The 23,392-nt window shown below is 70.9% G+C and carries 25 protein-coding genes and 1 pseudogene; 10 read left to right on the top strand and 16 right to left on the bottom strand.

What is annotated here, in order from left to right; all coding sequences use genetic code 11:
- Positions 1–2 precede the first annotated feature (2 nt).
- Together AD72_RS15855 and AD72_RS15850 are read right to left on the bottom strand one after the other, a co-directional pair.
- A complete protein-coding gene (locus AD72_RS15855; protein ID WP_031467286.1) occupies positions 3–1,340 on the bottom strand; it encodes an FAD-binding oxidoreductase in 1,338 nt (445 codons plus the stop codon).
- Between the two features lie 45 nt (positions 1,341–1,385).
- Positions 1,386–2,819, bottom strand: a complete 1,434-nt coding sequence (locus AD72_RS15850; protein ID WP_037346049.1) for an FAD-dependent monooxygenase — start codon at positions 2,817–2,819, stop codon at positions 1,386–1,388.
- Positions 2,820–2,889: 70 nt separating this feature from the next.
- Between AD72_RS15850 and AD72_RS15845 the strand changes: the two genes are divergently transcribed.
- The gene (locus AD72_RS15845; protein WP_031467284.1) at positions 2,890–3,507 is read left to right on the top strand and encodes a TetR/AcrR family transcriptional regulator; all 618 of its coding nucleotides are present in this window, start codon (positions 2,890–2,892) and stop codon (positions 3,505–3,507) included.
- An 11-nt stretch (positions 3,508–3,518) separates the two neighbouring features.
- A complete protein-coding gene (locus AD72_RS15840; protein WP_031467283.1) occupies positions 3,519–3,863 on the top strand; it encodes a YidH family protein in 345 nt (114 codons plus the stop codon).
- Here the strand turns inward: AD72_RS15840 and AD72_RS15835 are convergent.
- From AD72_RS15835 to fdxA, 3 genes are all read right to left on the bottom strand, one after another.
- Positions 3,860–4,390, bottom strand: a complete 531-nt coding sequence (locus AD72_RS15835) for a nucleotidyltransferase domain-containing protein (protein WP_197284990.1) — start codon at positions 4,388–4,390, stop codon at positions 3,860–3,862. The genes AD72_RS15840 and AD72_RS15835 overlap by 4 nt on opposite strands.
- Positions 4,391–4,452: 62 nt before the next feature.
- Positions 4,453–5,532 (bottom strand): succinyldiaminopimelate transaminase, encoded by a 1,080-nt coding sequence (dapC, locus tag AD72_RS15830; protein WP_031467281.1) that lies wholly within the window; start codon positions 5,530–5,532, stop codon positions 4,453–4,455.
- Positions 5,529–5,855 (bottom strand): ferredoxin, encoded by a 327-nt coding sequence (gene fdxA / locus AD72_RS15825; protein ID WP_020498459.1) that lies wholly within the window; start codon positions 5,853–5,855, stop codon positions 5,529–5,531. Before fdxA ends, dapC begins: the two co-directional genes overlap by 4 nt.
- A 161-nt stretch (positions 5,856–6,016) precedes the next feature.
- Between fdxA and AD72_RS15820 the strand changes: the two genes are divergently transcribed.
- A complete protein-coding gene (locus AD72_RS15820) occupies positions 6,017–6,742 on the top strand; it encodes a GNAT family N-acetyltransferase (RefSeq protein WP_031467280.1) in 726 nt (241 codons plus the stop codon).
- On the opposite strand, the gene AD72_RS36625 is transcribed toward AD72_RS15820, so the two are convergent.
- From AD72_RS36625 to AD72_RS15800, 5 genes are read right to left on the bottom strand one after another with little or no spacing between them, the layout of a single operon-like run.
- On the bottom strand, positions 6,739–6,897 hold the full coding sequence (locus AD72_RS36625) for a hypothetical protein (protein WP_156365225.1): 159 nt from the start codon (positions 6,895–6,897) through the stop codon (positions 6,739–6,741). The genes AD72_RS15820 and AD72_RS36625 overlap by 4 nt on opposite strands.
- A gap of 18 nt (positions 6,898–6,915) precedes the next feature.
- On the bottom strand, positions 6,916–7,611 hold the full coding sequence (locus tag AD72_RS15815) for a hypothetical protein (RefSeq protein ID WP_031467279.1): 696 nt from the start codon (positions 7,609–7,611) through the stop codon (positions 6,916–6,918).
- Entirely contained in the window at positions 7,604–7,978 is a 375-nt protein-coding gene (locus AD72_RS15810; RefSeq protein WP_031467278.1) for a hypothetical protein, read from the bottom strand. The genes AD72_RS15815 and AD72_RS15810 overlap by 8 nt, the downstream gene beginning before the upstream one ends.
- Positions 7,975–8,826, bottom strand: a complete 852-nt coding sequence (gene mshB, locus AD72_RS15805; protein WP_031467277.1) for an N-acetyl-1-D-myo-inositol-2-amino-2-deoxy-alpha-D-glucopyranoside deacetylase — start codon at positions 8,824–8,826, stop codon at positions 7,975–7,977. Before mshB ends, AD72_RS15810 begins: the two co-directional genes overlap by 4 nt.
- Before the next feature lie 50 nt (positions 8,827–8,876).
- Entirely contained in the window at positions 8,877–10,523 is a 1,647-nt protein-coding gene (locus AD72_RS15800; protein WP_051898665.1) for an ABC transporter family substrate-binding protein, read from the bottom strand.
- 98 nt (positions 10,524–10,621) lie between these two features.
- Here AD72_RS15800 and AD72_RS15795 point away from each other — a divergent pair, with 98 nt between their 5' ends.
- Entirely contained in the window at positions 10,622–11,626 is a 1,005-nt protein-coding gene (locus AD72_RS15795; protein WP_031467275.1) for a 1-aminocyclopropane-1-carboxylate deaminase, read from the top strand.
- Here the strand turns inward: AD72_RS15795 and AD72_RS15790 are convergent.
- A complete protein-coding gene (locus tag AD72_RS15790) occupies positions 11,584–12,066 on the bottom strand; it encodes a DoxX family protein (protein WP_031467274.1) in 483 nt (160 codons plus the stop codon). The genes AD72_RS15795 and AD72_RS15790 overlap by 43 nt on opposite strands.
- Before the next feature lie 113 nt (positions 12,067–12,179).
- Positions 12,180–14,093 carry a translational GTPase TypA gene (typA, locus tag AD72_RS15785; RefSeq protein ID WP_231644856.1) on the bottom strand — a complete coding sequence of 638 codons (1,914 nt, stop codon included), beginning with the start codon at positions 14,091–14,093 and terminating at the stop codon, positions 12,180–12,182.
- A gap of 192 nt (positions 14,094–14,285) precedes the next feature.
- On the opposite strand from typA, the gene AD72_RS37190 reads away from it, so the two are divergent.
- A complete protein-coding gene (locus AD72_RS37190; protein WP_197284989.1) occupies positions 14,286–14,447 on the top strand; it encodes a hypothetical protein in 162 nt (53 codons plus the stop codon).
- Between the two features lie 9 nt (positions 14,448–14,456).
- Here AD72_RS37190 and AD72_RS15775 read toward each other — a convergent pair whose 3' ends face one another.
- Positions 14,457–15,227, bottom strand: coding sequence for a GGDEF domain-containing protein (locus tag AD72_RS15775; RefSeq protein WP_231644855.1), 771 nt, complete (start codon positions 15,225–15,227; stop codon positions 14,457–14,459).
- Between the two features lie 259 nt (positions 15,228–15,486).
- On the opposite strand from AD72_RS15775, the gene AD72_RS38050 reads away from it, so the two are divergent.
- Genes AD72_RS38050 through AD72_RS15760 form a run of 3 tightly spaced genes read left to right on the top strand, consistent with a single transcriptional unit; the run spans position 15,487 to position 18,876 of the window.
- Positions 15,487–17,757 (top strand): sigma-70 family RNA polymerase sigma factor, encoded by a 2,271-nt coding sequence (locus tag AD72_RS38050; protein ID WP_051898664.1) that lies wholly within the window; start codon positions 15,487–15,489, stop codon positions 17,755–17,757.
- A gap of 48 nt (positions 17,758–17,805) precedes the next feature.
- Positions 17,806–18,369 (top strand): GtrA family protein, encoded by a 564-nt coding sequence (locus AD72_RS15765; protein WP_231644854.1) that lies wholly within the window; start codon positions 17,806–17,808, stop codon positions 18,367–18,369.
- A gap of 12 nt (positions 18,370–18,381) precedes the next feature.
- Positions 18,382–18,876, top strand: coding sequence for a GtrA family protein (locus AD72_RS15760; RefSeq protein WP_031467268.1), 495 nt, complete (start codon positions 18,382–18,384; stop codon positions 18,874–18,876).
- A 4-nt stretch (positions 18,877–18,880) separates the two neighbouring features.
- On the opposite strand, the gene AD72_RS15755 is transcribed toward AD72_RS15760, so the two are convergent.
- Positions 18,881–20,146 (bottom strand): ATP-binding protein, encoded by a 1,266-nt coding sequence (locus AD72_RS15755; RefSeq protein WP_031467267.1) that lies wholly within the window; start codon positions 20,144–20,146, stop codon positions 18,881–18,883.
- Complete coding sequence (locus AD72_RS15750; RefSeq protein ID WP_031467266.1) at positions 20,146–20,820, bottom strand: response regulator transcription factor; 675 nt, start codon at positions 20,818–20,820, stop codon at positions 20,146–20,148. Before AD72_RS15750 ends, AD72_RS15755 begins: the two co-directional genes overlap by 1 nt.
- Positions 20,821–20,879: 59 nt before the next feature.
- Here AD72_RS15750 and hisN point away from each other — a divergent pair, with 59 nt between their 5' ends.
- Both hisN and AD72_RS15740 read left to right on the top strand, forming a co-directional pair.
- On the top strand, positions 20,880–21,659 hold the full coding sequence (hisN, locus tag AD72_RS15745) for a histidinol-phosphatase (RefSeq protein ID WP_031467265.1): 780 nt from the start codon (positions 20,880–20,882) through the stop codon (positions 21,657–21,659).
- A 67-nt stretch (positions 21,660–21,726) separates the two neighbouring features.
- A complete protein-coding gene (locus tag AD72_RS15740; RefSeq protein ID WP_156365222.1) occupies positions 21,727–22,731 on the top strand; it encodes a DUF8017 domain-containing protein in 1,005 nt (334 codons plus the stop codon).
- 82 nt (positions 22,732–22,813) lie between these two features.
- Here the strand turns inward: AD72_RS15740 and AD72_RS35645 are convergent.
- Positions 22,814–23,062: pseudogene (locus AD72_RS35645) on the bottom strand (hypothetical protein); the annotation flags it as partial.
- Positions 23,063–23,392: the final 330 nt, after the last annotated feature.

Raw genomic sequence — 23,392 nt, 5'->3', positions numbered from 1 at the left:
GCTCAGCGCGCCCGGATGTTGTGGTTGTGCCGGAACAGGTTCTCCGGATCATGGGCCGCCTTGAGCTCCGCGAGCCTCGGGTACCGCGCCCCGTATCCCGCCCGCACCGTGTCCTGGTCGAGCTCGTCGAAGGTGAACCCGAGCGCGGGCCCGAGCGCGGCGGACTCGAACGGGGCGAGCGCGTCCCGGTGCAGCGCGCGCACGAGCTCGACCTGTCCCGGCTCGACCGGGGACAACACGCCGAGCAGGTACTTCGCCTCCCGGTGCGGAACCGCGTTGTCCACCGGCTCGGCGAGTGCCCCGCCGAGATGGCGCAGCTGGGTCACGCACATCACCGGCTGTTCCGCGGAGCTGAGTTCGGCCAGCGAGCGCGCCGCGGCCGGGTCGACCGCGCTCAGCAAGCGGTTCGCCGAACGGTACGCGTGCGGCTGACCGGGCTCGGCGAACACCGCGCCGGATTCGGTGTAGGGCAGCTCGCGCAGCGTGTCGAGCACCTGCCCCGGCAGGGCACGCAATGGCGCCAGGATCCGCTCGGCATCCTCGGGCTCTTCGAGCAGCGCCAGCTGTAGCTGGGCGATCCGCTTGCCGCGCAACGGTTCCGGCACTCCGTCCAAGTCCGGGAAGGGCAGCATCGCCAGCGCGGAGGTGACGGTCCTGGGCACCGTCTCGGTCCAGCGAAGCCACTCCTCGATCACATCCGGGCTGCGTTCCAGATCGAGGTACAGTACCCCGCCATAGAGCCGCCGCACCGGCATCAGACCGATCTCCATCGCGGTGATCACGCCGAAGTTGCCCCCGCCGCCGCGCACCGCCCAGAACAGCTCATCGCCCTCGGTGCGGCGCGACAGTGCGCCGTCCGCGGTGACCAGTTCGACCGCGCGCACGTGATCGGCGGCGAACCCGTAGCGACGGGCCAGCAGGCCGATTCCGCCGTTCGCCGTGTAGGACACCGCGCCGACTCCGGGGAAACTGCCGGACAGCGGGGCGAGCCCGTGCGGGGCGCTCGCCTCGATGACCTGCCGCCAGGTGGCACCCGCCCCGATGCGCGCGGTCCGGGCCACCGGATCGATGCTGACTTCGGTCATCGCCCGGGTGCTGATCAGCACCGCGTCCTGCGCGGCCGAGGTCAGGCCGTGCCCGGTGGCCTGCACGGCGACGCTATGCCCGTGCGCGCGGGCATAGCCGACGGCTTCGCGAACGTCCTGTTCCCCGTGCGCCGTGACGATGAGTTCCGGGTGGTGCGGGTCGAGCAGCTGGAAACCGGTGCGCTCCTCGTCGTAGCCCGGATCTCCGGGACGCAGCACCGGAGCGGTCATTCTGGGTTCTGTTTTCTCGGTCATAAGGCCAAGCTAGGCCACCTTGCGGACAGGGAACGTCCGCAAGGATCAGGAATTCGGCGCGATCGAACGCCGGTACTCCGCCGCCTCGGCCACCGAGGTACCCACATAACCGAGGTAACCGTCCGGGCGGAGCACCAGCACGGTGCCACTGCCCGCCGCGTAGTGCGGGAGTTCGCCGTCCACCCGGTAGGCGTGTTGACCGAGCGCGTCCACATCCACCCCGAAGCCGAGCCCGAGCGGATGCGGCCCGCGCAACGCGTCGAACAACCGCTCCCCGTGTTTGGTCACCAGCAGGCCATCCGGTGCCCGGTCCCCCGCGCGCAGTTCGCCGAGCGGAACACCGTGCTGCACCGACAGGGCGCTGTCCCGGTAGCCGAGCCCGAGCTGCTGCACATCCTCGCCGCGTTCGAGGGCGTCGTCCTCGCCGTTCTCGTACTTCGCCATGATCCCGGTGGACAGTTCGAGGACCTGGCGCGCGATCGGCAACCGCTCGGCCTCGTAGCTGTCCAGCAGGACCGGATCCGCACCGGAGAGCACGGCGGCCAGTTTCCAGCCCAGGTTGTACCCGTCCTGCACCCCGGTGTTCAGGCCCTGGCCGCCGGTCGGCGGGTGCACGTGCGCGGCGTCCCCGGCCAGGAACACCCGCCCGTCCCGGAACCGCTCCGCCATCCGGATGTTCGGCCGCCATACGGTGCTCCAGGTCAGCCCGGACAGTTCGGCCGTGCCGCCAGCTGCGGCGAGCGCGTCGCGCAGCTGCTCGAGGCCCGGTTCGTCGACCTGGCGATCGAGCGGGGCGCCGAACTGGAACAGCTCGGTGCCCGGCAACGGGGTGAGCGCGACCCCGCTCATCGGGTCCTCGGACGGGGCGAACCAGTACGCCGCCGAACGGTCCAGCCCTTCGGCGCGCACATCGCCGAGCAGCATCCGGAAATCCTCCCGGGTCGTGCCCGCGAACCCGATGCCGAGCTGTTTGCGGACCGCACTGCGCCCGCCGTCCGCGCCGATGAGGTAGTCGGCCTCGAATTCCTCGCGCTGTCCATTGTGGACGAGAACGGCCGAGACACCGTGCGGTGACTGGGAGAACTCCGTCAGCGCGGTACCGAACTCGACTCGCACCCCGAACTCGGCGAGCCGCTCGCGCAGGATCAGCTCGGTGTGGAACTGCGGGCAGAACCACCCGGTCGGATAGGGCAGCGCGGCGGTGGGCTCACGCATCGGAAACAGCTCCTGCTCCCCGGTCAGCACGCCGCCGACGTAGACGCGGGTGGGCAGCGGCGGCCCGCCCTCGGCCAGCACCCGCGGCGCCACCCCCAGATCGTCAAAGACCTCCAGAGTCCGCGGCTGCAGCCCGTCCCCGCGCGAACCGTTGAACGGGCGCTCGGCCGCGTCCACGATCCGCACCGAACATCCGGCCCTGGCAAGGGAAATCGCCGCGGTGAGCCCGGTCGGGCCCGCACCGGCGATGAGCACCTGGGACATCGACACTCCTAGTGAATCATTATTCAGTGAATTGAGATTCAGTATGCCGGACTGCTAGGCTCAGCGTCAAATGGAAAGCCGGAAGATTCGGGCCGAACAGACCGAGGCCGCACTGAAACAGGCCGCGCGGCGGGTGTTCGCCGAGCGCGGCTACCTCAACACCAAGATCACCGACATCACCGCGGCGGCCGGCCGCGCGGCCGGTTCCTTCTACAACCACTTCCGCGGCAAGGAAGACGTGCTCTCGGCGCTGCTCACCGATCTGTTCGAGGCAGGCGACGACCAGGTCCTCGATCCGGAATCCGGGCACAGCTCGGACTTCACCGATCCGGAGCCCATCCGCTGGCATATCGCGATGTGGTGGCAGTTCAGCGAGAACAACGCGGACGTGCTCGCCGCGCTCGAACAGGCCGCGCTGGTCAACGAGGAGTTCGGGGACCGGCTGCGGAAACTCGTCACCGAGCAGCAGAGCGATCTGTTCAGCCACCTGGACGCGGTCACCAAGGCAGGCGGCACACTCCCCGGCGAACCGGTCGCGGTGATCAGCGCGATCTACGACCTGTGCACGAAGTTCACCGACAGCTGGCAGCGCAGTGCGGGATTCGGCGGCACGGTATCCCGCGCCGAGGCGATCGACCTGCTCACCACGTTCGTCCACCGCGCCCTGAACGCCCGCGACACCGGCTAGGCTTTCCCGCCATGGGCCAGCCGAATCCGCAGCAGGGCAACCCGTACGACAACAACGCGCCGAACCCGTACCGGCAGGCACCGCCGCAGCAGGGCACACCGGCCGGGCAGAACCCGTACGAGGCGCAGTACGGCGGCCGGGAGATGACCCCGGTCCGGCCGCGTCATCCAGCCCGGGCCGTGCTCAGCAGTTTGCTGCCGATCGCCATCGGGATCGCCGCACTCGTTTTCCTGGCCAAGGGGCAGGTCACCGGCGGCACGGAGGCCGAGTACGGCGTCGGCGTGTTCGGTGGCCTGTTCATCCTGATCGGCGTCGTGCTGATCGTCGTGGCCACCGTGCGGTACCGGCGCCGCTAGAGTCGCGCGAGCCAGGGATGGCCCGCGCCGTAGTTCACCGCGATCGCACCGGCCAGCCAGTCCCGAGCGGCGGGGCCGAGCAGCCCCGCGGCCGCGGCGAAGTCGGTCTCGTCCCGCGCCCGTGGCCGTTGCGCCTTGTAGAACAACCCGATCTCCGGGGCCAGGTAGGGAATGCCCTGCGCGGTCCGCGCGCCGAGTCCGGCACTGTTCCTGCGCAGCCGGGGATCCCGGCGGGAAACCCAGTCGGCGCCATCCGACTCGTCGAACAGGACCTGGATTCGCCACGGCCCGCCCGGGGAGCGGCACCAGATGTCGTGCACCCGCGGGCCGAGCCACTCCCCTTCCCGCCATGGACGCAGGGTCCCCGGCGGGTCAGCGGCGTAGAGCTCCCAGTCAGCGAGCAGCCGCTGGAGTTCACCCTGGTCGCGGCGCAGCAGGAGCACGTCGATGTCCCCGTGCGCGCGCAGCGGACGGCCCACGGCGAGCTCGATGCCGTGACCGCCCGCGATCCACCACGGCGCCCGCAGCGGCTCCAGGATCCCGGCGAGTTCCTCCGGGGTACACGGTTCCCAGGGACCGAAGGGATCGCTCAGGACAACCGTCCGGCCGCCGCCTCGATGCGCTCATCGCTCGCGGTCAGGCTCACCCGCACGTGCCGGTCCCCGCTCGGCCCGTAGAAGGTGCCGGGCGCGACCAGAATACCCAGTCCGGCCAGGCGTTCCACGGTCTGCCAGGCGTCCTCGCCCGCGCTCGCCCACAGGTACAGGCCCGCGGCCGAGTGCGTGATCTCGAAGCCCGCCGAGGTGAGTGCCTTCCACAGCTGCTCGCGGCGGGCCCGGTAGCGCTCCCGCTGTTCCGCGATGTGCTCATCGTCGCGCAGCGCGGCGAGCACGGCGTGCTGCACCGGATGCGGCATGATCAGCCCGGCGTGTTTGCGGATCTCCAGCAGCCGGGCGACCAGTTCCGGGTCCCCGGTGACGAACCCGGCCCGGTATCCGGCGAGGTTCGAGGTCTTGGACAGCGAGTGGACGGCGAGCAGGCCGGTGTGGTCGCCGCCGCACACCTCGGGATGCAGCACCGAGACCGGTTCGGACTCCCAGGGCAGGCCGAGGTAGCACTCGTCGGAGGCCACGACCGCGCCGCGTTCCCGCGCCCAGTCCACGGCCGCCCGTAGTTCCTCGACGCCCGCGACCCTTCCGGTCGGGTTCGCCGGGGAGTTCAGCCACACCAGCGCGGGCCGTACCGCACCGAGCGCGGTGACGTCCTCGGCGCGCAGCACGTCCGCTCCGGCCAGGCAGGCTCCCACCTCGTAGGTCGGGTAGGCCAGGCCCGGGATCACCACGGCGTCGTCCGCGCCGAGCCCCAGCTGGGCGGGCAACCCGGCGACGAGCTCCTTCGAGCCGACCGTCGGGAGCACCGCGTCCTGTTCGAGGCCGGTGATGCCGAACCGGCGCTCCAGCGCGGCCACCGCGGCCTCACGCAGCTCACGGGTGCCGTGCGTGGCCGGGTAACCGGGCAGGTTCGCCCCGGCCTGCAGGCCTTGCCGGAGCACCGCGGGCACCTCGTCGACGGGAGCGCCGACCGAGAGGTCGACGATCCCGTCCGGGTGCGCGGCCGCGGTGCGCTTGTGCGGGACGAGGCTGTCCCAGGGAAAGTCCGGCAGCCTCATTCGTCGTGTTCTTGCGGCGGGAGGCTCGTCACCGGCTCGACGTCCTTGTCCACCTTGCCGACCTTCGACGCGCCACCCGGGGAGCCGAGTTCGTCGAAGAAGTCCACGTTCGCCTTGGTGTACGCGGCCCACTGGTCGGGCACGTCGTCCTCGTAGTAGATCGCCTCGACGGGACACACCGGCTCGCAGGCGCCGCAGTCGACGCACTCGTCCGGGTGGATGTAGAGCATCCGGGCGCCTTCGTAGATGCAGTCGACCGGGCATTCCTCGATGCAGGCCTTGTCGAGGAGGTCAACGCAGGGCTCGGCGATCACGTACGTCACTTGAACTCTCCTGCTTGTCGGGTTCGCACAGATGCGAGACTACGCGTCCGGTGCGAAGTCATACTCTCGTGGCTACCGCCTATTCAACTACGGTGCCCTGGCTCACAGTCGGTAAGGACCCCCTTCCAGGGCCGGACAACCGATCAGGAGCAGGACGAAGAGTGCACACCGAAGCCATCGAATCCGCCTGTGCCGACATGTGGCCCGCCGTTCAGGAATGCCCGCTCGGCCGGTGGCGGCTGCGCGCGGCGGGCGGGTTCACCGGCCGGGCGAACACCGCGCTCGTCCTCGGGGATCCCGGGATGCCCACCGAGGCGGCGCTGGACCGAGTGCGCGCGTTCTACTCCGGGCACGGCCTCACCCCGAAGCTGCAGGTGATCGAGGGCGCAGCGGCCGAACCCGAGCTGCGCGCCCACGGCTGGCGCACCGATCCGGACAACTGCGGGGACTCCGGGGTCGCGGTACTACTCGGCCCGCTCGCCTCCGATGCGGTCCTCGGCGGGGTGTACCCGGAACCGCCACGATCCTGGTGGCCGCTCACGATCGGCGCCACCGGACCGGATCCCGCGCAACGGCAGGTGCTCACCGGCTATCCGCGCACCGGGTACGGGCTCATCGAGGACGGGGACGCGGCGCTGGCCGTGGGGCGTGCCGCGGTACACGGCGAACTGCTGCACATCGCCCGGCTCGCGGTGGCTCCGGAGCAGCGCCGCCGCGGACTGGCCAAGGGCCTGCTCGGCGCGCTGTTCCGGTGGGGAGCCGAGCAGGGCGCGCGGCACTGCGTGCTCCAGGTGGACACGGCGAACACCGCGGCGCTGCGGCTCTACGGCGGTCTCGGCTACCGCGAGCACCACCGCTACCGGTACTGGATACCGGCTGTCGCCTAGTCGCGCGGTTTCCTGGGCGGCGTGCGCAGGTCCCCGACGATGCGCATCCGCGGCGCGCCGGTCTTCCCCTCTTCGGTCTCCTCGTTGTCGAAGAGTTCCTTGAGCTCCTTGACGGTGTCTCCGTTGTGCCGCTCGTCCTGCCGTTTGATGGACATAGGCCAACACTAACCCGATCAGGCGTGGTCGCGCTCGATCCAGCGCAGCGCCTTCCGGGAGGCCCGCTTGAGCCCGGAACGCTCCCCGAGGTAACCGCCGAGCACCCCCACGACGGGAATGAGCCCGACCGCGCGGTGATACCAGCGGCCACGCGGGCGGCGTTCGAGTTCGGCACCCGCGGCGAGCAGGGCGCGGCCCAGCCGGTAGACCGCGCGGGCCGCGGTGCGCACCGGGGCACGGTGCTCGGTCCCCTCCCGCAGCTCCGCGGTGCGCTCCTCCTCGTCGTGCCGCTGCCCGCTGGCCAGTTCCGCACTGATCTCGCGGCCGAACAGCACCGAGGCGAGCAGCCGCACCCTGGTCGGGGTGTCGGTGATGCCGTGTTCCCCGGCGATCGCGCACAACAGCAGTCCCTGCGAGGCAGCACCGACCGCGTCGGCGACCGGGAAGCGCTGCGCGAGCGCGCCGCCGAGGCCCGGGATCGCCGCCACGATCGTGGTGAACCGGCCGACCCGGTTGACCCACCAGTCGGTGCGCCGCTGCGGGGTCATCACCCGCCAGGCCTCAGTGCCCGGCATGCGCACCCGCGCCAGCCGGTCGGCCAGCCGGGTCCCGAACGGGTCGGCCTCGCGCAGCCGGTCGATCAGCGGGGCGCAGGCGCGCACGAACGGGCGCAGTACCCCCACGATCGCGGCGTCCGGGATCGCCTCAGCCACGAGCACGCACCGCGTTCCCGAGCGCCCCGCCGAGCGCGACGGCGGCGGGCAGCAGCCCCAGGGCCAGCAGCGCGAGAGCGCGCCAGTCCGGGATGAGCACCTGGTCCCCGCCCGGACCCGCGAGCCCGACACCGAGCACCACGACCAGCCACACCAGCAGCGGGGCGGAGGCGCCGACCGTGGTCGGCACCAGGGCGGCGGCCCTGCGCACCAGCAACGGCAGGGTGACCGCGGCGAGCACCGCGGTCACCGGAACCGGGACCACCCCGGCGCGCAGCGGCAGGAAGAACAGTTCGAGCAGGGCGAGCAGCACGGAGTCGAGCAGCAGCAGGCCGAATTCGAACCGGCCGGCGAGCTTCCCGCTCATGACAGGCCACCGAACAGGTCGCCGTCCAGTCCCGCGCGGTCTCCCTTGGCGAGCACGTAGAACTCCGAACCGAGCACCGGGGCGGCGATCCCGTTGGACAGGGCGTAGCTGCACTCCCCTGCCCCGCTGCCCTGCCACACCGAGACCTGGGTGGCGTGCGCCCGCAGCGCGGACAGCTTGGCCGGAATGTGGTTGGTGACGTCCACCGCCACGTCGATCCGCTCGTCCTCGGTCAGGTGCAGTTCGTCCTCGGCCGGCATCCGGTACGGCAGTCCGTCCAGTTCGCGGAGCCCGCGCAGGCCCGCCTCGGTCTCCGCGCGGGAGTTCACCGTGTGGAACACCCGGGCCACCCCGGAATCCTCCCCGGTCGCGGCCATCGCGATCTCGCTGGCGCGGATGTGGTCCGGGTGCCCGTAACCGCCGAACGCGTCGTAGCCGATCACCACCTGCGGGCGCAGTTCGGCGATCACCTCGGCGAGCGCGGCGACCTGTTCGTCGAAGGAACCGCGCACGAAACACCGCGGATGCTCGTTCGCCGGATCCCCCACCATGCCCGAATCCCGCCAGCGCCCGATGCCGCCGAGGTAGCGATGCTCGGTGACACGCAGCGCGGCACAGGCCGAGCGCAGTTCGCCCATGCGGTAACCGCCGAGCTGATCGGCCCGGTCCGCGGCCAGACCGGCGAGCGCGTCCGGGATGATCTCGCCCTCCTCACCGAGCGTGCAGGTCACCACGGTGACGTGCGCACCCTCGGCGGCGTACTTGGCGATCGTGCCTCCCGTCCAGATGCTCTCGTCATCCGGGTGCGCGTGCACCAGCAGCAGTCGTCTTGGATCGGTCAAGGTCACGCCGCAAGCCTACTGCCCGTGACCATTCCGGTGTCGCCACGCCCGCGATCTCAGCGCCGGGTGCGCTTCCACTCCGGGGCGCTCGGGAACGGCGCGACCGCGGCCGGATCGGTTCCCACGTTCTCGATCCCGGACCGGATCGCGAGCAGATCGGTCACCTGGAACAGCGGGATCGCCAGGGCCCGCTGCCAGATCCCCTTCTCGATCCCGGGCAGGGCACCGGCGAGCAGTTCGTCCCCGCGCACCACCTTGTCGATCCGCGGCTGCAGATCACGCAGGCAGACCTGCCCGGGGTTGTCCGGATACGGCGTGTTCGTTCCCGGCTGGTTCCCCGGGCAGCCGTACCAGCTGGCCAGTGCGCTCGCCGGGTCATCACCGGTGGTGCGCGGGGCGACGAGCAGCTGTGCCTGATCCTTCTCGTCGGCGGCCTGCAGCGAACCGTAGAGCTGCTCGGCGCTCGGGGTGCTGAGCTTCGCCGGGATACCCGCTTTCTCGAGCTCGCTGACGGCTTCCTTGGCGATGCTCAGATACGGCTCGGTACCGGCGGCGGCGACCACGGTGATCGTGGGCAGCGACCAGGTGCCGGAACGTTCCCGGTACCCGGCCGAGCTCAGCTTGCTGCGTACCGTCGAATGCTCGGGCCGTGCTCCGGGGGCGTCCTCGGGCATGGTCGGGGTGTATCCGGGCTGCGAAGGGGCGAGGGTGAGCGCATCGGCACGCGCCGAACGGTCCCCGCCGCCCGCCTTGATCAGCTCCGTCCGGTCGAGTGCCGCGGCCACGGCGGTGCGCACCCGCTCATCGGAGAGCGGGCCGACCGGGCGCAGATCGACCTGGGCGACCGCGTCCCTGGGCAGCGCCACGGTGCGGGCCGTGGATCCGAGTCCGGCCAGTGCCTTCGCGGTTCCGCTGTCTGAGCTCACCGCGGCCAGCTGCGAGTCGTCGGTGCGCAGCGCGCTCACCGCGTCCTCGATGCCCGAGCGGCGGATCATGATGTGCCCGATCCCGGACGGACGGGCCCAGTAGCGATCATTGCGGTCCAGCATGATCTCGCCGCGGCCCCGATCCAGGCTGCCCAGCATGTACGGGCCCGCCGATGCCGGATACCCGTCGCTGAGCGCGGAATCCCAGCCGCCCGGCGCGTCCTTGAGGATGTGCCCGGGCAACAGGTTGTCGAACAGCGAACGCCAGCCGGGATAGGGCTTGGCGAACCGCACCCGTACCACCCGGCCGCCGTCCTCGGTGCCGATATCGGTGATCAGCCGGTACCCCTCGGGGTTGACCACACCGGGCTGGCTGACCATCTGGTCCCGCAGATAGAGGAAGTCCTCGGCACGCACCGGAACCCCGTCGGACCAGGCGGCGTCGGTGCGGATCGTGTAGGAGACGGTGAACGGATCGGCCGAGGTCACCTCCGCCGACTCCATGACCGTGCGGTCCAGCTGCGGGCTGCCGTCCGCGGCCGGGCGGAACACCGAGGGCAGCATTCCGGTGGCCAGCGCAGTGGTCAGCGTGGACTGATCGGCGATCCGGTGCGGGTTGAATCCCTTGCCGAACCGGTCCACCCCGAAGACCACCTGGTCCAGATCGGTCGGTTTGGCCGCGCTGTGCTGTTTGGGCGGAGCGGAGACCAAGGGTGGCGGCGGGTAGTTCGTGCACGCGGCGACCAGGCCGAGCACGGCGAACAACACGCACGCCACGCGTAGCCTCGATCTGCGGTGCCCGGTTCTCATCGTGTTCGAAGCCTGCCAGAGCGCGTGTGCGGCCGGCGCCTCGGCCCGTGCGTAGCCTGCACGGCATGCGAATCGACGAGTTTCCCCGCCACCCGCTGTTGTTCGGACCGTCCCCGGTGCACCGGCTCGACCGGCTCGGCGAACATCTCGGCGGGGCCCGGATCTGGGCCAAGCGGGAGGACTGCAATTCCGGGATCGCCTACGGCGGCAACAAGACCCGCAAACTCGAGTACCTGCTCGCGGACGCGCTCGCCAAGGGTTGCGACACACTCGTCTCGATCGGCGGGGTCCAGTCCAACCACACCCGCCAGGTCGCCGCGGTGGCCGCGCACGCCGGGCTGAACTGCGTTCTGGTGCAGGAGCAGTGGGTGGACTGGCCGGACGCGGTCTACGACAAGGTCGGCAACATCCTGATCAGCCGGATCGCCGGGGCGGATGTGCGGCTGGTGCGGGCCGGTTTCGACATCGGCATCCGGGAGAGCTGGCAGCAGGCGCTGCGTGAGGTGGAGGACTCCGGCGGGGTCCCCTACGCCATCCCGGCCGGTGCCTCGGACCACCCGCTCGGCGGTCTCGGATTCGCCAGCTGGGCGGCCGAACTCGCCGAACAGGAACGTGAACTCGGCGTCTTCTTCGACACGATCGTGGTGTGCTCGGTGACCGGCAGCACCCAGGCCGGAATGCTCGCCGGGTTCGCCGCGCTCGACGGGCCACCGCGCCGGGTGATCGGCATCGACGGCTCGGCCAAACCGGAGCAGACCCGCGCGCAGATCACCCGGATCGCCGAGGACACCGCCGCGCTGCTGGACACCCGTCTCGAGCAGGAGCCCGTCCTGGACGAGCGCTACCACGCGGGCACCTACGGCATCCCGGACGAGACCACCCTGGAGGCGATCCGGCTCGCGGCCCGCACCGAGGGGATGCTCACCGACCCGGTGTACGAGGGGAAATCCATGGCCGGGCTGATCGATCTGGTCCGCCGTGGCGAGATCGGGCCGGACAGCACGGTGCTGTACGCCCACCTCGGTGGTCAGCCGGCGCTCAACGGGTACTCCGGGCTGTTCGACCGCTGAGCCTCCGCCCGGTCGCCGCCGCGCGCACGCAGCCACCCGCCGAGTGCGGCGGCGCCCGGGCCGAACACCGCGAGCAGCAGGAAACACCAGGAGTACAGCGCCGCGGGTTCCCCCATGTTCTGCAACGGGGCGAGTCCCACCGGCTGGTGCACGGTGAAATAGGCGTAGGCCATCATGCCCGAGCACAGCACCGCCGCCGGGCGGGTCGCCAGGCCGAGTCCCACGAGGACCGCGGTGACCAGCTGCACGAGGGTCACCCACCAGTCGAAGGTGAATGCCTCGATGGCGCCGCCACGGCCGTCCACCCCGCCGAACAGACCGAACAGGCCGAGCAGCGCGTGCAACAGGTACAGCAGTGCGATGACCACGCGGAACGCGGCGAGCACCCAGCTCCGCGCAGCCGGTCCGGTCGCTTTCTCCCGCAGAGTCGAGATATCCATCCTCATGCTCCGTTCATCCGGTTCCGGTCACTGATACCGGTGCGTCGAACGGAGCGGCAGAGGATCGACACCCTGCGTGGGGGAGTTTCGCGCGTTGACCGTTGACCCTGCTGCTAGCCCTGCTTCGAGCGGGAGCGGGCCTTCGCGCGCTCGGTCGCGGGCAGGATCACTTTGCGCACCCGGATCACGTCCGGGCCGACCTCGACACATTCGTCGCCGGAGCAGAACTCCAGGGCCTCCTCGAGCCCGAGCTTGCGCGGCCGGGCGAGACGCTCGAGCTCATCGGCGTTCGAGGAGCGCATGTTCGTGAGCTTCTTCTCCCGCGCGATGTTGATGTCCAGGTCCTCGGCCCGCGGGTTCTCCCCGACCACCATGCCCTCGTAGGCCTGCCAGCCGGGTTCCACGAAGAAGGAACCGCGGTCGGCGAGCTGCATCATCGCGTAGGCGGTGATCTGGCCCGCCCGGTCGGCGACCAGCGAGCCCGACTGCCGGGTGCGGAACTCGCCCGCCCACTCCCGGTAGGAGTCGAACACGTGGTTGGCGATCCCCGCGCCACGGGTCTCGGTGAGGAACTCGGTGCGGAACCCGATCAGCCCGCGTGCCGGGATCACGTACTCGACCCGCACCCGCCCGGACTCGTGCCCGCCCATGGTCTCCAGCTGTCCCTTGCGCGCGGCGACGAGCTGGGTGATCGCGCCCAGGTGCTCCTCCGGGGCGTCGATGGTCAGGTACTCGTAGGGCTCGTGCCGTTTGCCGTCCACGATCCGCTCGACCACCTGCGGTTTCCCGACGGTGAGCTCGAAACCCTCCCGGCGCATCTGCTCCACGAGCACCGCGAGCGCCAGCTCACCACGCCCGCGCACCTCCCAGCAGTCCGGGCGCTCGGTGGGCAGCACCTGCACGCTGACGTTACCGATCAGTTCCTGGTCCAGCCGGGCCTTGACCATGCGCGCGGTCAGCTTCTTGCCGCCGCCCTTACCGGCGAGCGGCGAGGTGTTCACGCCGATGGTCATCGAGATCGCCGGCTCGTCCACGGTGATGCGCGGCAGCGGCTTCGGGTCCTCCGGGTCCACGAGGGAGTCGCCGATGGTGATGTCCGGGATCCCCGCGATGGCCACCAGGTCACCCGCGCTGGCCTCCTCGGCGGGCACCCGGTCCAGCGCCTCGGTGACCAGCAGCTCGGCGATGCGCACCCGCTGGTTGGAGCCGTCCTCGCGGGACCAGGCCACCGACTCGCCCTTGCGCAGGGTGCCCGCGTAGATCCGGCACAGCGCGATCCGGCCGAGGAAGTTCGACGCGTCCAGGTTGGTGACCAGCGCCTGCAGCGGCGCGTTCGCGTTCCCGCGCGGCGCGGGAACGTGCTCGAGCAGCACGTCGAACAGCGGATCGAGGTTCTCGTTGTCCGGCACCTTGCCGTCCTCGGGCGCCTCGAGGCTCGCCCTGCCCGCCCGGGCCGAGGCGTAGATCACCGGGAGGTCGAGCACCGAGTCGTCTGCCCCCTCGACCTCGGCGGCCAGTTCGAGCAGCAGGTCGTGGGTCTCCTCGACGACCTCGGCGATGCGCGCGTCCGCGCGGTCCACCTTGTTCACCACGAGCACCACGGGAAGGTTCGCGGCCAGCGCCTTGCGCAGCACGAACCTGGTCTGCGGGAGCGGCCCCTCGGAGGCGTCCACGAGCAGCAGCACCCCGTCCACCATGGACAGTCCGCGCTCCACCTCACCGCCGAAGTCGGCGTGACCCGGGGTGTCGATGACATTTATCACCACATCACCCTGCTCGGTGACGCGCCGGACCGCGGTGTTCTTGGCGAGGATCGTGATCCCCTTCTCCCGCTCGAGCTCGCCGGAGTCCATGACCCGGTCGATCGGCTCGGTGCGCGCGGAGAAGGCACCGGACTGGCGCAGCATCGCGTCGACGAGCGTGGTCTTGCCATGGTCGACGTGCGCGACGATGGCGACATTGCGCAGGTCGGTGCGGATGTCGGCATCCGCTGCCTGGTGCGCGGTGGACACGGTTGCTGTGGACACGCGAGTACTCCCCGGTGAATTCGCTGGCTTACTCAGAAATTCGGACGACGGCCTGCCCCCACGGGGGTGGCCCAGCTCAGTATACGTGCCGATCACCACTCATCTCCGGCCACACTGGCCAGGTTAGCCTTACCTATGTCACTCTCGCGGTGGAACACGACCTGTCGCCCGAGGAATTGAGGAGTCGAGCCGATGGGCAAGAAGAAGCTCGGCGCCACGCCACAGGAGACGGTGAAGCTCTGGACCAAGGCCGGCAAGGTCAAGAAGAAGTGCTGCCGGTCCAAGTCACGCTGCAAGAAGTGCCCGGTGCTCGCGCTGAAGAAGGCACGCAAGGAGCTCGCCAAGGCAGCCTGAGCAGCGGAATCACCCCCTGCCGAGCTGGCGGAGCAGCGCACAGGCCGCCTCGTGGGTCCGCGGCAGGCGTTCCTGCCACACCCGCGGCTGCTGGTCCCGCAGCTGCGGATCCACCCCGAACCGGTCCGCGGCCAGCCAGCGCACGCTCGCCGCGTTCAGCGAAAGCCGCTCGTCCCGTCTGGCCAGGGCGGCCACCGTGCACGGGCCGAGCACCGCGAGGGTCTCCCCGCCGTCGAACACCCCGCGCAGCACATCGGCGAGCAGGATCAGCGCGGCGAACCGGGACCAGCCCTCGGTGCCGTCCAGTTCCACCCCGACGAGCACCAGCACGTAGTCCCCGGTCACCGTGCTCCCGTGCAGCTCGCACTCGGCGTACACCTCGCGCAGCCTGGTGCGCAGATAGGCCGGGGTGGCCAGGCCGGTGAGCCCGTCGCACACCTCGATGCTGGTCGCCTCGCGCACCGCCACATCCGCCCAGGCCACCGCGGTCGCCCGGAGCAGCGGAGTGGGCAGCTCGTCCGGATCGACCTCGCGATCCACTTCGAGCCCGCCAGGGGCACGCAGCACCGTGTGCAGTGCCGCGAGGTCGGAGAGCGTCTCGGCGAGTCCGGCCCCCGTGTTCGCCCGCGCCCGAGCGAACTCGGCAGCCGGGCCGAGCAGATCCTCGTCCTTGCTCGCCGCGACACAAAGCTTGTCGACCTCGGGGAGCGCCCATTCACTGGGAAACGGCCAGCCCGCCGCGAGGCTGGTCGTGCGCCAGTGCGAACGCAATGTGCGCACGATTGCGGCCAGGCCGTCGCGTGAAGGCCGCGGGCCTGCTTCGCGCAATCCCACTTGTGTTCTGCCCCTCCCCATCGTGTCCACGGAGCTCCGTGGCCGTTGTCGTTCGCGAAAGGGTGACGCACGACGGTGTTGATCATGACGCGGGTCCGGTAAAAAGAATGCCCGCCCGTTCGGGAGAACTTTGCGAGGTGGCGTGACGGAGCACGAACTCGTCCGTCACACTGTTCCCCACAGTGGAACGCAGTAGAGGAGAACCGTGTCGACCGTTCCGGCCCAGGCCAGCGGCCCGAGCGATGCCGAGCTGATCAACTCGGTTCGCCATGGGTCCACCACGGCCTATGGCGAGTTGTACCAGCGGCACGTCGCTGCCGCCTACAACCTGGCCAGGCAGGTTTCCCGCTCCCCGGCGGAGGCCGACGACCTGGTGTCCGAGGCCTTCGCGAAGGTGCTCGACACGCTGCGCGCGGGCAACGGCCCGGACACGGCGTTCCGCGCCTACCTGCTGACCTCACTGCGGCACACCGCGTACGACAAGACCAGGCGGGACCGCAAGGTCGAGTACACCGACGACGTCACCACCAGCGGGGCGCCCGCGGACTCGATCAGCGTGCCCTTCTCGGACACTGCGGTCGCCGGGCTGGACCGCTCGCTCGCGGCGCGGGCCTTCGCGCGGCTGCCCGAACGGTGGCAGACGGTGCTCTGGCACATGGAGGTCGAGGGTTCCTCGGCCTCCGAGGTGGCCACCATCCTCGGTATTTCCCCGAACGGCGTCTCCGCGCTCGCCTACCGCGCCCGGGAGGGCCTGCGGCAGGCCTACCTGCAGGTGCACCTCGCCGAGACCGGTGAGGACCGCTGCCGCGCCACCGTGGACCGGCTCGGCGCCTGGACCAGGGGCGGGCTCGCGAAGCGGGAGACCGCCCAGGTCGAGGCGCATCTCGACGAATGCGAGCAGTGCCGGGCGCTCGCCGCCGAACTCGCCGATGTCAACGGGGCGCTGCGCGCGGTGCTGGCCCCGCTCGTGCTCGGCGGAGCGGCCGCGGGTTACCTGGCCGTCGCGGGCAGCACGACCGCCCATGCCGCGACCGCGGTCGGCGCGGCCTCCAGCGCGGGCGGAGCCGCCGGTGCCGCGGCCGCCATGCCGCGCCAGTTCATCGGGGTCGGCGTGGGCACCGCCGCGGTGGCCGCCGCCGTCGCGGTGGCCATGACCGCGGGCTCGGGTCCGCAGCAGATCCCCACAGCGGCACCGGCCCAGCAGCAGCCCGCGCCGGCGGCACCGAAACCACCCGCGCCACCGGCACCGCCCGCGGCCCCTCCGGCGCAGCCACCGGCCGCTCCCCCCGCTGCCCCGCCGCCCGCGCAACCACCGCAGGCGCCACCGCCGCCCGCGGCGCAACCACCCGCGCAGCCGCCGCCACAGCAGCCCGCGCCACCGGCGCAGCCGCCGAAACCGGGCGAGCCGAAGGTCACCGCGGCGGGCCCGGGCGCGGACATCTCACTCGAACCGGGCGGTCCCGCCGTGGACGTGCCGATCACCGTGACCAACACCGGGGCGGGCAAGTCCGAACCGGTGGACACGAAGCTGAACCTGCCGCCCGGGGTCCGCGCGATCGGCGGCGGCCAGGGAGCGGGCGGCCCCAAGGCCTTCGCGCTCGACGCGCCCGCCAAGGACGATTCGACCGTGCACTGCCCCGGCGGCACGGGCACGGTCGAGTGCACCACCCAGCGCGGGCTCGAGCCCGGCGAAAAGGTGACCATGCTGTTCCGGCTCGCCGCGGACCGCGACGCCAAGGGCGGCGTGGTGACCGGAACGGTGAACTCGGGCACCACGGTCCCGGTCAAGGTGCGGGTCCCGGTCAAGGTCAAACCGCTGCCCGAGGACGGCGTCGAGCTGCGCATGCGCCAGCTCGATCTGGACCCGCTGCGGCTGCCGATCGTCGCGATGCGGGTGACCAACACCGGGCAGACCACCAAGCACGGGTACCTCCGCTACGACAAGGGCACCCTGCGCCCGCTGCAGCTCGGCTCGATGCACTGCGATTCCGGGCTCACCAAGACCGTCTGCGTGACCAGGGACGAGCTGCGTCCCGGCGAGTCCGCCCGGATGACCGTGCTGGTGCCGTTCGCGGTGCTGCAGACCGTGGTGATCAACGGCAAGGCACGGATCGGCGAGGCGACCGACACCGCACGGGTCTACGTGCACCGGCCGCTGGATCCGCCGGTGTGGCCGATCCCGGATGAGCCTGCCCAGCCCCCGGGGCAGACCCCGGATCCCACCCCGGGACCGTCCTCGAGCACCGAGCCGACCCCGCCGAGCACCACCCGGCCCGGCAAGCCGAGCCCAACCCGGCCCTCGGAGAGCTCCGCGCAGCGGCCACAGCATCCATCGCACCCGTCGCATCCGTCGCAGCCGACACACCCGGCGGCTCCCCCGTCGAGCACCCCGGCGCGCCCGACGCCGACCCCGGGCACGAGCAGCGCGCCGAACGCCGGCGGGAACTACGTGACGGTCCCCGGACACACCGGATAACCGGAGGTGCGTGCGCGCCCGGATTCGATGGCGGATACGCTGTCCGGCGTGGCTTTCGTGGAAACCGTTCTCGCCAAGACGCCGCAACCGCTGCGCTCACTGCTCATCAAGCACCGTGAGCTGCTGAAATTCGCCGTTGTCGGCGGGATCTGCTGGGTCATCACCATGGTCGTGTGGTACGGCCTGAAGTGGACGATCCTGGCGACCAAGCCGGTCACCGCGCAGGTGATCGCCGTGATCGTGGCCACGATCGTGTCCTATGTGCTCTCCCGCGAATGGTCCTTCCGCACCAGGGGCGGCCGGGACCGGCACCACGAGGCGGCCCTGTTCTTCATCATCGCGGGCTTCGCCGTCGCCCTCACCGTGGTTCCGACGCTGTTCTCCCGGTACGTGCTGCAGCTCGAGACGCCGTACGTGTCCATGCCGACCCAGGAAGTGGCCGACTTCATCTTCGGCGGCATCCTCGGCACGATCATCCAGACGATCTTCCGCTTCTGGGCCTTCCGCAAGTGGGTGTTCCCGCAGGAGGGCGCCCGCGCCCGCAAGGGCAATGTCTCCGCGCTGCGTCCGGAGGACTCCCCGCACGTGCGCGCCGACGACGAGGTCGCCTGACACCGTATCGCCGTGTCGCTGGTTTCCGCGCTGCTGCGGCGAGTACCCCAGCCGTTGCGCGGGGTACTGCTCAAACACCGTGAACTGCTGAAGTTCGGTGTGGTCGGCGCGACCACGTTCCTCATCGACACCGCGATCTTCTATTTCCTCAAGACCACGGTACTGGCGCCGAAACCGGTGACCGCGAAGATCGTGGCCACGCTGATCGCCACCATCACCTCCTATGTGCTCAACCGGGAATGGTCCTTCCGCACCAGGGGCGGCCGGGAACGCCACCACGAAGCCTTCCTGTTCTTCCTGGTCAGCGGGCTCGCACTGGCCCTGAACACGGCGCCGCTCTGGATCTCCCGTTACCTGCTCGACCTGCAGGTGCCCGATACGAGCCGGGTCGCCCAGGAACTCGGCGACTTCATCTCCGCACAGGTGATCGGCACCCTGATCGCCATGGTGTTCCGGTACTGGGCGATGCGCCGGTTCGTGTTCCCCGAGCCGGAAGCGCGGAACTAGCGGGTCACCGCGGTGCGGTCCGCCAGGCCTGTGGTTCCTGCGGTGGCGGCGGGGCGAGCAGGAACAGCGAAAAGGTGGCCGGCCTGCGCACGGACAGCTCCAGGCGCCCGCCATCGGCGTCCACCAGTGCCCTGGCCAGCGCCAGCCCGACCCCGCTCGATCCGCCTCCGGAGACCCCGCGCTCGAACATGTGCCTGGCGAACTCGTCCGGCACCCCGGAGCCGCCATCGCTGACCTGGATCACCACGGTGGACTCCTCCTGACGAACGGAGAGCCGCACCTTTCCCCCGCCGTGCTTGACCGCGTTGTCCAGCAGCACCCCGATCGCCTCACGCAGCCGCGAGGGGGTGGCCACCGCACGCAGCCCGTCGGGGATCCGCAGTTCGAGCGAGCCGCCGGAGGCGCGCACCACGGGCCGCCATTCCTCGGCGATCGCGCGCAGCTGTTCGGAGAGCTCGACCGGGCGCGCCTCGTTCGCCCGTGCCGCGCGGGATTCGGCGAGCAGATCGTCGAGCACCTTGCCGAGCTTGTCGGCCTGTTCCATGGCCGCGCCCGCCTCCGCCGCGGTGTCCTCGTCCGGGGAGTCGACGAGTCCCTCGATCCGCAGCTGCAGCGCGGTCAGCCTGCTGCGCAGCTGGTGCGAGACATCCCCGACGAGGTTGCGCTCGCGCTGCACGAGGCGGTTCAGCGCGGTCGCGGCGGTGTCCAGGGCACCGGCGACCATGTCCAGCTCGGCGACCCCGTAGCGCTGGTTCTCCGGCCGGAAATCCCCCGCGCCGAGCCGGTCCGCGCGTTCGGCGACATCCCGCAGCGGGCGGGAGAGGCGCCGCGCGGTCACGGTGGCCACCAGGGTGCCGATGGCCAGCGAACCGAGCAGCACGAGGACCACGAACAGACCCATCCGCACCTGCTCGTCCCGCGTCGGCTCGGACGGCGCGATCAACCGCACCGAGCCGCCGCGCACCAAGGGCACCTGCTCCTCGATCGGATCGGCCCCGGGATCGGCACCGAACTCGAGCGTGCGCGCCTGCGTACGGACCACGATCCGCCCCCGGTCCGGCGCGCCGTACTGGAACTTGGCCAAATTGAGCGGACGCCCGTCGGCGAGGTCGTCGTCCAAGGTGGTGGCGATCTGCTGCGCCTTGCCGGCCAGCTGCTGCCGGGAGATCGTCTCCACGACGGTGACCATGCTCAGGGTGAGCGGAATACCGAGTGCCAGCCCGGTCACCGCGACCGTGAACAGGGTGGCGAGCAGGATCCTTCGGCGCATCAGTCCGCGTTGAACCGGAATCCGACGCCGCGGACGGTCGCGATCCGCCGCTCGGCCGAACGCGGGTGCCCGTCCCCGAGCTTGCGGCGCAGCCAGGACATGTGCATGTCCAGCGTCTTGGAGCCTTTGAGTTCGGGTGCGTGCCACACCTCGGTGAGGATGTCCTCGCGCGGGACGACCTGGCCGGCGTGCGTGAGCAGCACCCGCAACAGCTCGAACTCCTTGTTCGCGAGGTTGATCTCCTCCCCGTCCACAGTGACCCGGCGCGCGGAGAGGTCCATGCGCACCCCGTTGGCCTCGACCGTCTCCGGGGCCCTGCGGCGCAGCAGCGCCCGGATGCGCGCCATCAGTTCGGCCAGCCGGAAGGGTTTGGCCACGTAGTCGTCCGCCCCGGCGTCCAGGCCGACCACGAAGTCCACCTCGTCGGCGCGCGCGGTCAGCATCAGCACCGGGATCCCCACCCCCGCCGAGCGCAGGCTGCGGCACACCTCGAGGCCGTCCACGCCCGGCAGCCCGAGGTCGAGGATGAGCAGGTCGATCCCGCCGCCGGAGGCGCGGTCGAGCGCCACGTCTCCCTCGGTGACCACCTCCGGCTGGTACCCCTCCCTGCGCAGCGCGCGGGCCAGGGGCTCGGCGATCGCCGGATCGTCCTCGGCGAGCAGTACGACACTCATGACGTCGTTCCCGGATGTGCACTCACGCCTGCGATCGTAGCCCTGCGAGGATTGCCCTCATGTCAACCGCTGACCTGACTCTCGCCCTGGAGCTCGCCGAGGCCGCGGACGAGCACACCCTCGCCCGGTTCTCCGCCGTCGACCTGCGTGTCGAGACCAAGCCGGACCGGACCCCGGTCACCGATGCGGATATCGCGGTCGAGGACCTGATCCGGGCGCGGATCGCCGAGCGCAGGCCCGGCGACGAGGTGGCGGGCGAGGAACGCGGTGGCACCGTCGGCAGCGGCCGCTGCTGGCTGCTCGACCCGATCGACGGAACCAAGAACTTCTCCCGCGGCGTCGGCGTGTGGGCGACCCTGATCGCGCTGCTCGAGGACGGCGAACCGACCGTCGGCGTGGCCAGCGCACCCGCGCTCGGCCGCCGCTGGTGGGCCGCGAAGGGACACGGCGCCTTCGTGCGCGATCACCGGGGCACCCGGCGGATCACCGTGTCCGGGGTCGGCGCGCTCGCCGATGCCTACCTGTCCACCACCGAGTTCACCACCTGGCGTGAACATCACAGCCTCGCCGCCTACGAACGGCTCTCCGGGGCGTGCTGGCAGAGCAGGGCGCTCGGGGACTTCTGGTCGCACTGCCTCGTCGCGGAAGGTGCCATCGACCTCGCCGCGGAACCCATCGTGAGCCCCTGGGACATCGCCGCGCTGTTCGTGATCGTCACCGAGGCCGGTGGCCGGTTCACCGATCTTTCCGGGCAGCCGCGCTACGACAACGGCTCGGTACTGTCCAGCAACGGCCTGCTGCACGAAGCCGCGCTCGGTGAGCTCGACCGGCAGGATTGAGGGCCGGAATCGACCGAATCGCCGGGTTCGCCGCATGCGCCCGGACTCGGCACCCTATGCTGCGATCATGACGTGGGGTGACCAACAGGGAAATCAGCAGCAGGGCGGCTACGGGGGCGCGTACTCGGATCCGATCACCGGGGAACCGAGGGGGTACCCGGAGCAACCCGGCACACCGCAGCCCTATCTGCAACAGCCCTACCCGCAGCAGCCGTATCAGCAGCAGCCCTACCCCCAGTCCGGTTTCCCGCAGCCCGGGTATCCCCAGCCCGAGTTCCCCCAGCCGCAGCCGGGTTTCGCGCCCCCGCGGCGCGGGATCCGTCCCGGCGTGCTCGTCTCGGTCGTCGCGGTGGTCGTGGTCGCCGCGATTGTGGTCGGTGTGGTGTTCCTGATGCGCGGATCGACGGGGCAGGACGAACGGCAGCGGGCACTCCCGGCGCCGAGCTCCTCCGCTACTCCCCCACCGTCCTCGTCCTCCGCCGCGCCCGCGAACGTGGCACCGGTGGTGCCCGGCTGGCAGGTGGTCGCCTCGACCAAGAAGGGGCTCGCCTACGACGTCCCGCCGGGCTGGAAGGTGGAGAGCCCCAGCACGATCATCGGCTACGAGCAGCCGGACCCGAAGACGCCGTACGGGGCGAAGCCCTACGTGGCCGGTTCCGGGGCGGCGCAGTTCGCCGGGGACTGCACGGCCAAGGACGGGCACCGCGCGCAGGCGGCCATCCTCTCCGCGGGCGATGCCAAACCGGATGTCGGAGCGCGGGGCGGCGTCGCGCTCTGGCTACAGGGTGCGGGGATGGACAAGAAGGGCAGCATCCCCAAGGTCAAGCCGGAGCCGGTGACCGAGCGCCGGATCGCGGACGGCTCGGCCGCCTCGAGTTCCGCGGCGAGCGTGGATCTGCCCGCCGATCAGCAGGGCGGCCCCTGCGCGGCGAAGAAGGTGCACGCGATCTCGGTCGCGGTCAGCGTGGCGGGCAAGACCAGGGTGTTGATCATCGAGGCCGATCAGGCGGGCAAGACGGTGGACAAGGCCACCATGGACAAGATCGCCGCTAGCCTTCGTCCGCTTTCCTAGCCGCATCTGCCTCAGCCGCATCGACACCCGCAGCCTCGATACCGGAGACATCGATCCGGTGCCGACCGGTGTCCTCGGCGTCGACGAGGCCGACCGCGCCACGTGTCACCTGCGCCCAGGCCAGCCGCCCGAACAGGTAGTGACAGGCCACGGCTTCCTCTTCGAAACTGCTCCAGTCGTAGCGGCTGCCCCGTTCCCGCCAGAACACATCCCAGTGCCCGGATTCGTCGGTGACCAGGCACCACGCCTCGTCCCGCTCGGCCCCGATGCTCACCAGTTCGGCGGGGATACCGAGGGTGGTGAGGCAGCCGGAAAGCGATTCGGCCTTCACTGGGGCTCCTTCCCATGTCGTCGGGGTCTCGGGAACCGGAAGCTGGCGGCCGGGCCGCGCGCACGGGCGGGGCATGTGCCCGATCGGGAACAGGTGACTGCGGAACAGTGCGACCGAAGCCGCCGCCGAATGCGGGGGTTTCCCCGAGGAGACCGCTTTCGTCCGGTCGGTGCGCGGATCCCGGCGCGGCAGCGGACCGGTTTCCGGCTCACCCGCGGGATCGCGCGCGTACTTCGGCAAACGCAGCGGCGTGGTGTGCGGATCCTGTGCCAAGTCCCCTCGTCCCTACGTCGTTTCCAGTCCTGCGCGGATCGCGCGGTACACCGCACG

Source organism: Sciscionella sediminilitoris (assembly GCF_000737195.2).
GTDB lineage: Bacteria > Actinomycetota > Actinomycetes > Mycobacteriales > Pseudonocardiaceae > Sciscionella > Sciscionella sediminilitoris.
This window is presented reverse-complemented; position numbering and strand designations above follow the sequence as displayed.